This is a genomic window from Bradyrhizobium sp. Ses1 (genome assembly GCF_059512365.1).
In genome coordinates this window covers 1-586 of sequence record NZ_JCAMOQ010000204.1, presented here as the reverse complement: position 1 = coordinate 586, position 586 = coordinate 1, and the positions used below count along the sequence as shown (strand labels likewise).

At 62.3% G+C, this 586-nt stretch carries 1 protein-coding gene; it reads right to left on the bottom strand.

Annotation, left to right across the window (positions count from 1 at the left end; genetic code table 11):
- Positions 1-62: 62 nt before the first annotated feature.
- Positions 63-586: transposase (locus AC5ZG5_RS46380; RefSeq protein ID WP_456647290.1), on the bottom strand; the 524-nt coding region annotated here is incomplete at its 5' end.

Genomic DNA, 586 nt, shown 5'->3' with positions numbered 1-586 from the left:
CCCGCCGTCGACGTGAAGTCGCTGCATGCCAAGATCGGCGAGCTGACGCTGGAGAACGATTCCTAAGAAACGGCATTGCCGACTTTCGGCTCCAAGGGCTGGAGAACGAAGCCGAATGCCTTGGCACGCCGATGCAAATTGTTGACCACTCGCGTCCGGTAGCGCGTCTCGTAGGACGAGGCCCCGGGATCGACATAGTCCATTCCGTATCGCACAGCATTGTAGAACAGAACTGCGATCTTGCGGGCCGTGGCGGTCACTGCCTTGGCCTTACCGATGCGCGATGAAAGTCGCCTGTAAAAGGCGCCGAGCGCGGTATCGGTGCGTCCTACGGTGGCGGCAGCAAGGCGCAGAAGCGCCGCCGCCCGGCCGCCGGATCGGCGCGTTCGGGACGAGAGCCTTTTGCCGCCGGAGACCTTGTTGCTCGGCGCCAGTCCCAGCCAGGAGGTAAAATGCTTTGCACTTGGCCACGAGGAGAGGTCGTCACCGCATTCAGCGATCAGCTTCAGCGAGAGGTAAGGACCGAGGCCGTCGATCGTGGTGATGTCTTTTCCCAGCAACGCGAACAGCGCCTCGCGGACGTCGA